Below are 6,621 nucleotides of genomic sequence, written 5' to 3' on the forward strand. Positions count from 1 at the left end.
TTCGGGGGTGTGCGTCATTTTTAGGCAAACGACTTCTTGAACTCGGCCACAGCCGCGTTCAGTTCCGCCTCGGCGTCCTTGTCCATGGCCTTGTTGGCTTCGAGCTTGGCCATCAGCGCTGCATTCTTGTCCTTGAGGAAAGCATGCAGGCCGTGTTCAAACGCCAGAACCTTCTTGACTTCGACGTCGTCCATGAAGCCCTTGTTCACGGCATACAGCGTGGCAGCCATGTTGGAGATGGACAGCGGCGAGTACTGGGCCTGCTTCAGCAGTTCGGTCACGCGGGCACCGCGGTCGAGCTGCTTGCGGGTGGCCTCGTCCAGATCAGAAGCAAACTGCGCGAATGCAGCCAGTTCACGGTACTGGGCCAGGTCGGTACGGATACCGCCAGAGAGGTTCTTGATCAGCTTGGTCTGGGCAGCACCACCGACGCGCGACACCGAGATACCGGCGTTGATGGCGGGGCGGATGCCGGCGTTGAACAGGCTGGTTTCCAGGAAGATCTGGCCGTCGGTGATCGAGATCACGTTGGTCGGCACGAAGGCGGACACGTCGCCGGCCTGCGTTTCGATGATCGGCAGCGCGGTCAGCGAGCCAGTCTTGCCTTTGACAGCACCCTTGGTGAAGTCTTCGACGTACTTTTCGCTCACGCGGGCAGCGCGCTCCAGCAGACGGCTGTGCAGGTAGAACACGTCGCCAGGGTAGGCTTCGCGTCCGGGCGGACGACGCAGCAGCAGCGACACCTGACGGTAGGCCACGGCCTGCTTGGACAGATCGTCATACACAATCAGCGCGTCTTCACCGCGGTCGCGGAAGTACTCGCCCATGGTGCAGCCAGAGTAGGCACTGACGTACTGCATGGCGGCCGATTCGGAAGCGGATGCAGCCACAACGATGGTGTACTCCATCGCGCCGGCCTGCTCCAGGGAGCGCACCACGTTCTTGATCGACGAGGCTTTCTGGCCAATCGCGACGTAAACGCACGACACGCCTTTGCCCTTCTGGTTGATGATGGCGTCGATGGCCACGGCCGTCTTGCCGGTCTGGCGGTCGCCAATGATCAGTTCGCGCTGGCCACGGCCCACGGGCACCATGGAGTCGATGGACTTCAGGCCGGTCTGCAGTGGCTGGTCGACCGATTTACGGGCGATCACACCGGGTGCGACCTTCTCGATCACGTCGGTCATCTTGGCGTTGATCGGGCCTTTGCCGTCGATCGGCTGACCCAGGGCGTTGACCACGCGGCCAAGCAGTTCGGGACCCACAGGCACTTCCAGAATACGGCCCGTGCACTTGACGGTGTCGCCCTCGGCGATGTGCTCGTACTCACCCAGAATCACGGAACCCACGGAGTCGCGCTCGAGGTTCAGCGCCAGACCATAGGTGGGCGTGCCGTCGGCGGTCGCGGGGAATTCCAGCATCTCGCCCTGCATCACGTCGGACAGGCCGTGGATGCGGACAATACCGTCGGTCACGGACACCACGGTGCCCTGGTTGCGAACGTCGCTGCTGGCTGTCAGGCCTTCGATGCGGCTCTTGATCAGTTCAGAAATTTCTGCGGGATTGAGTTGCATGACTCTTTCCTTCTTTCTATGTTGTTGGCTAAAAACCTGAGGGCACGCCGGGCGTTGCCGCTCAGGCGATCAGCGCCACTTTCATTTGCTCTAAACGGGCCTTGACCGAGGTGTCCAGCACCTCGTCGCCCACCACGACACGAACGCCACCGATCAGCGCCGGCTCCAGCTCCACCGTCAGGTTGAGCTTGCGGCCAAACCGCTTTTCCAGAGTCGACGCCAGATCAGCCAGCGCCGCGCCGTCCAGCGCAAAGGCGCTGTACACGGTGGCATCGGAAGAGCCGCTCTTCTCATTTTTCAGCGTGCGGAACTGCGCTGCGATTTCGGGCAGCACGCTGATGCGGCCGTTGTCAATCACCGCGCGCAGAAAGTTCTTTGCTGCCTCGGGCAGGGCCGTTTTGGCCACACCTGTGATCACGTCAAACGTCTGGCTTGCCGTCACGCTCGGGTTGCCCGCGAAGCTCTGAAGCTGCTCATTGGCCGCGATGGCGGCCAGCTCGTCGAGCCAGACAGCAGTAGCGCCCAGGTCTGCCAAAGACGCCTTGAAAAGCGCCTCGGCATACGGACGGGCAATGGTGGCTAATTCGGCCATGTTAGTGCTCGCTCAATGACGTTCAAAGTTCTGTCTTCAGGCGACCCAGCAAGTCGGCATGCACGGAGGCATTGACTTCCTTGCGCAGGATCTGCTCAGCACCCTTGACGGCCAGTGCAGCCACCTGCTCGCGCAGGGTCTCGCGGGCCTTAACGGTCTGCTGTTCGGCTTCCACCTTGGCGGCAGCGATTATCTTGTTGCCTTCTTCGGTGGCGCGGGCCTTGGCTTCTTCGATCAGGGTCTGGCCGCGGCGCTCGGCCTCGGCCAGGCGCACGGCGGCTTCGTTGCGGGACTTGGCCAGTTCGTCCTCGACACGCTTGTTGGCGATGGAGAGTTCAGACTTGGCCTTGTCGGCAGCAGCGAGGCCATCCGCTATTTTTTGTGCCCGCTCGTCCAGTGCTTTTGTGATGGGTGGCCACACGAACTTCATCGTGAACCACACCAGGATCGCAAAAACAACGGCCTGCAGGAACAGGGTTGCGTTGATGTTCACAGCTTATTACCTTTCAAGCGTGAAAGCGTTGCGAAAATCAGATGGCGAAAGGCTTGGCAAACGCGAACAGCAGGGCAATGGCCACACCGATCAGGAACGCGGCGTCGATCAGACCGGCCAGAATGAACATCTTGGTCTGCAGTTCATTCATGAGTTCCGGCTGGCGAGCCGAAGCCTCAAGGAACTTGCCGCCCATCAGCGCGATGCCGATCGATGCGCCGAGTGCGCCCAAACCAACGATCAAACCGCAAGCCAGTGCGACGAGGCCGAGAATATTTTCCATGATTGCTCCTAAGTAATGGCGGAAAAGAAAAAACGAAAGAAAAGATCAGTGCAAAAGATCAGTGAGAGTCGTGGGCCTGCCCCACGTAAATCAACGTCAACATCATGAAGATGAAGGCTTGCAGCGTGATCACCAGAATGTGGAAAATGCTCCACGCAGCTCCGGCGATCACATGCCCGATACCCAGCCAGAACCCGCCAGCCAGCGGGTTGAATTGCCAGGCCCATGCGCCACCCATCAGGGCGATCAGCATGAAAATAAGTTCGCCGGCAAACATGTTGCCGAACAACCGCATGCCGTGTGAAACGGTCTTGGCGGCGAATTCGATCATCTGCATCAGGAAGTTGACGGGGTAGAGGAATACCTTGTCACCGAAGGGCGCGGCCACCAGTTCGTGCGTCCAGCCGCCCAGACCCTTGATCTTGACGCTGTAGAACAGGCACACCAGCAGCACGCTGCTTGAAAGGCCCAGGGTGGTCGACAGGTCGGCGGTAGGCACCACGCGCATGTAGTCGGGCTGGCCAATGGCCGGACCGGCCACGTGCCACAGCGCGGGCAGCGCATCGACGGGCAGCATGTCCATGGCGTTCATCGCAAAAATCCAGACGAACACCGTCAGGGCCAGAGGAGCGACGAGCTTGCGGCTGGTGGCGTTGTGAATCACGCCCTTGGCCTGGTTCTCCACCATTTCGGACAGGATTTCCACGGCCGCCTGGAAACGGCCGGGCACACCCGAAGTTGCCTGACGCGCCGCACGCCACAGCACGTAGCAGCCGATGACGCCCAGCAGGACCGAATACACCAGCGAATCGACGTTGAAGATGCTGAAGTCGACCAAGCTCTTTTGCTTGGCGCTCTCAAAAGAGAAATTCATCTGCAGGTGCTGCAGGTGGTGCTGGATGTACTCACCAGCAGACGGTGCGGCAGACGGTACGCTTGTTCCTGTTTGTTCAGCAGTAGCCATAAATCACCAGTTCATTCCATTTTTTTGAGCCGACTCGCGCGTCCGAGGTTCAGCCACATGGCCACCCAGTACACCTTCATCGTCACGACAAAACCCGCCAGCAACGCCAGCCAGTCCAACTGCACAATCATTCGCGGCGCCGCAAACAGCATCGCCACCGTCAAGGCCACCTTGACCATTTCCCACACGAAGAACCCGGCCACCGCAGTGCCCGCATTCAGGGACCACACCTTGCTGGCGAGCCCGCGCACAAAGAGCGCCGCCGGAACCACCACAGCCAGAGCGCCATAGAGCGCCGACCATCCTGCACCGGGCCTGCCGGTCAGACCCCAGACGACACATGCCGTGAGGACCCCGACCACCAGCTGACCTGCCAACACTGCCCACGGGGAAACGGGGGGATTCGCGTCGCGCAGCTTTTGCGCTTCTTCCCGCGTCAGGACCTTGAAGTCCTGATCTTCCGCCTCAACTCCGTCTTCTGTAGCGCCTGTCGCTCCCGAAGCAACTCTGACAGCTCCGACGGTCGAACCATTGATTTTCGACATTCCAAATTACCGCAGAGTTACAGGGCGCTCTTGAGCAAAGCCCCTGATTATACGTAGAAACCCGGCCCATCCGATAGATTCCCCGGCGAGTTTTTGGTTACTTGATACACACCCCGAAATCCGGGGTCTTCGGAGGCCCTGCCGTCGGAACAATGCGCGTTTCTTGCCACAATGGAGGACACCCAAGGCGCGGGGTCCGAGGAGTTTCACCTTTTTCGGGCGTAGTCTGCTGATCGACCCAGCCCCTGCCCACAGCCCCCTCTTGCCACCACCACAGACAGCCCCCCCTACCCCATGACGCCTTCTGCGCATATTCCCCCTCCGCTGCCCGACACCCTGTGCTACCTGAACGGCGAGTTCACGCCCCTGAAAGACGCCAGGATCAGCGTGCTCGACCGCGGATTCATCTTCGGGGACGGTATTTACGAGGTGGTGCCGGTCTATGGCGGGCGCCCGTTTCGCTTTGAGCAGCACATGGCGCGGCTGGACCGCAGCCTGCGCGAGCTGCGGATCGCCAACCCCATGACTCACGCCGAGTGGCGCGCCTTGGTCGACCGGCTGGTCACGGAGCATGCGCGCAGCAACGGCACAGCCCCCGCAGATGGCAACCAGCTCATCTACATCCAGCTCAGCCGCGGCGTCGCCATGCGCGACCATCCCATGCTGCCCGGTCTGGTGCCGACTGTTTTCGCCATGTGCAATGCCATGAAGCTGCCGAGCGAGCAGCAGCGCAGAGAAGGCGTGGCCTGCGTGACAGCGGACGACTTCCGCTGGGAAAAAGCCCACATCAAGAGCACCAGCCTGCTGGGCGCCGTGATTTCACGCCAGATCAGCGTGGACGCAGGCGCGGTGGAGACCGTCATGTTCAGGGGCGATGACCTCAGCGAGGCGGCGTCGAGCAACGTCTGGGTCGTCAGGGGGGGCAAGGTATTGGGCCCGCCAAAGGATCATCTGGTGCTCGAAGGCATTCGCTACGGGCTGATCGAGGAGATCTGCCATGCGGCCGGCATCCCTTTCGAGCTGCGCCGCATCAGCCGCGCCGAAGTGCAGTCGGCCAATGAGCTGCTGCTGTCGTCAGCCACCAAGGAGGTGCTGCCCATCACCCGGCTGGACGGCCAACCGGTGGGCCATGGCGCAGCAGCAGGCCGGCCAGGGCCAGTGTATGCACGCCTTTACGCCGCCTACCAGGACGCCAAGGCCACCATGGAGACCGCTGCATGAAACCCAAACCACCCCCACCCGCCAGCGGCGGACCGATTGCCGACGTTCCAGCGGCGCGGCAGGAGTCGCTGATTGAATACCCCTCACTCTTCCCGATCAAGGTCATGGGTGAGAAGGTCGATGGACTCGTTCACGTCATCACCCTGATCGCGCACCAGTTCGACCCGGCCTTCGACGCCAGCACCATCGAGCTGCGCGAAAGCAAGGGCGGCAAATACCTGGGCGTGACCATCACCGTCACCGCCACCAGCCGGGAGCAGCTCGATGAGCTGTACCGCACGCTGTCCACGCATCCGATGGTCAAGGTGGTTTTGTGACTCCCCCCCGAAGCGCCTTCGGCGCCTCCCCCTCAAGGGGGCGCCACCAGTGGCCCGGCAAAGCCGGTTCCACGGTGGCCGCTTGGAACTGACATGTCGGCAGTGCTTAAACCATCCAGCGCTGAGATCAAGCCATTGGCCCACTGGACCGACCGCGTGGCGCACGCTGCGCTGGCCGTCGTGGCGCTGGCGCTCATCGCGTTCCTGGCGTTCCCGCTGCTGGCCATCCTGCAGCAGGCGGTGGAAGGCAAGGAGGGCGAATTCGTCGGTGTTGCCAACTTCATTGCCTACGCGCAAACGCCGGCCTTGCTGGAAAGTTTGTGGAACAGCATCTGGGTGTCGGCGCTGGTCACGGCCATCACCATTCCACTGGCGTTTGGCTTTGCGTATGCGCTCACGCGCTCGTGCATGGCGTACAAGCCGCTGTTTCGCGGCATCACGCTGGTGCCGTTGCTGGCGCCGTCGCTGCTGGCCGCCATCTCGCTGATCTACTGGTTTGGCAACCAGGGTGTGCTCAAGGCCTGGCTCACCAGCATTGGCATCTCTGAAATTTACGGCGCGCCGGGCATTGTGGTGGCCGAAGGTTTTGCGGTTTTTCCCCACGCACTGATGATCCTGGTCACCGCGCTCAG

At 61.5% G+C, this 6,621-nt stretch carries 8 protein-coding genes and 1 pseudogene; 3 read left to right on the plus strand and 6 right to left on the minus strand.

Translation table 11 applies throughout. The features are described from left to right. Window positions 1-20: 20 nt before the first annotated feature. The 6 genes from atpA to AAG793_RS16640 all read right to left on the minus strand — a co-directional run bounded on the left by atpA (window position 21) and on the right by AAG793_RS16640 (window position 4,451). Window positions 21-1,574, minus strand: a complete 1,554-nt coding sequence (gene atpA / locus AAG793_RS16615; RefSeq protein ID WP_341910195.1) for a F0F1 ATP synthase subunit alpha — start codon at window positions 1,572-1,574, stop codon at window positions 21-23. A gap of 61 nt (window positions 1,575-1,635) precedes the next feature. Next, window positions 1,636-2,166 (minus strand): F0F1 ATP synthase subunit delta, encoded by a 531-nt coding sequence (locus AAG793_RS16620; RefSeq protein ID WP_341910197.1) that lies wholly within the window; start codon window positions 2,164-2,166, stop codon window positions 1,636-1,638. A gap of 22 nt (window positions 2,167-2,188) precedes the next feature. Next, entirely contained in the window at window positions 2,189-2,659 is a 471-nt protein-coding gene (locus AAG793_RS16625; RefSeq protein ID WP_341910198.1) for a F0F1 ATP synthase subunit B, read from the minus strand. Between the two features lie 37 nt (window positions 2,660-2,696). Further along, the gene (atpE, locus tag AAG793_RS16630) at window positions 2,697-2,942 is read right to left on the minus strand and encodes a F0F1 ATP synthase subunit C (protein ID WP_263532376.1); all 246 of its coding nucleotides are present in this window, start codon (window positions 2,940-2,942) and stop codon (window positions 2,697-2,699) included. 58 nt (window positions 2,943-3,000) lie between these two features. Next, window positions 3,001-3,906: a F0F1 ATP synthase subunit A gene (gene atpB, locus AAG793_RS16635; RefSeq protein ID WP_341910199.1), complete on the minus strand. Its 906-nt coding sequence runs from the start codon at window positions 3,904-3,906 to the stop codon at window positions 3,001-3,003. Window positions 3,907-3,917: 11 nt separating this feature from the next. Beyond that, window positions 3,918-4,451, minus strand: a complete 534-nt coding sequence (locus AAG793_RS16640; RefSeq protein WP_341910202.1) for an ATP synthase subunit I — start codon at window positions 4,449-4,451, stop codon at window positions 3,918-3,920. 294 nt (window positions 4,452-4,745) lie between these two features. On the opposite strand from AAG793_RS16640, the gene AAG793_RS16645 reads away from it, so the two are divergent. The 3 genes and pseudogenes from AAG793_RS16645 to AAG793_RS16655 form a co-directional block, all read left to right on the plus strand. Then, window positions 4,746-5,672 carry an aminotransferase class IV gene (locus tag AAG793_RS16645; protein ID WP_341910204.1) on the plus strand — a complete coding sequence of 309 codons (927 nt, stop codon included), beginning with the start codon at window positions 4,746-4,748 and terminating at the stop codon, window positions 5,670-5,672. After that, window positions 5,669-5,989 (plus strand): DUF493 family protein, encoded by a 321-nt coding sequence (locus tag AAG793_RS16650; RefSeq protein WP_341910206.1) that lies wholly within the window; start codon window positions 5,669-5,671, stop codon window positions 5,987-5,989. Before AAG793_RS16645 ends, AAG793_RS16650 begins: the two co-directional genes overlap by 4 nt. Window positions 5,990-6,082: 93 nt before the next feature. Beyond that, window positions 6,083-6,621: pseudogene (locus AAG793_RS16655) on the plus strand (putative 2-aminoethylphosphonate ABC transporter permease subunit); the annotation flags it as partial.

Source organism: Polaromonas sp. YR568 (genome assembly GCF_943372955.1).
In the GTDB taxonomy this organism is placed as follows: domain Bacteria; phylum Pseudomonadota; class Gammaproteobacteria; order Burkholderiales; family Burkholderiaceae_C; genus Polaromonas.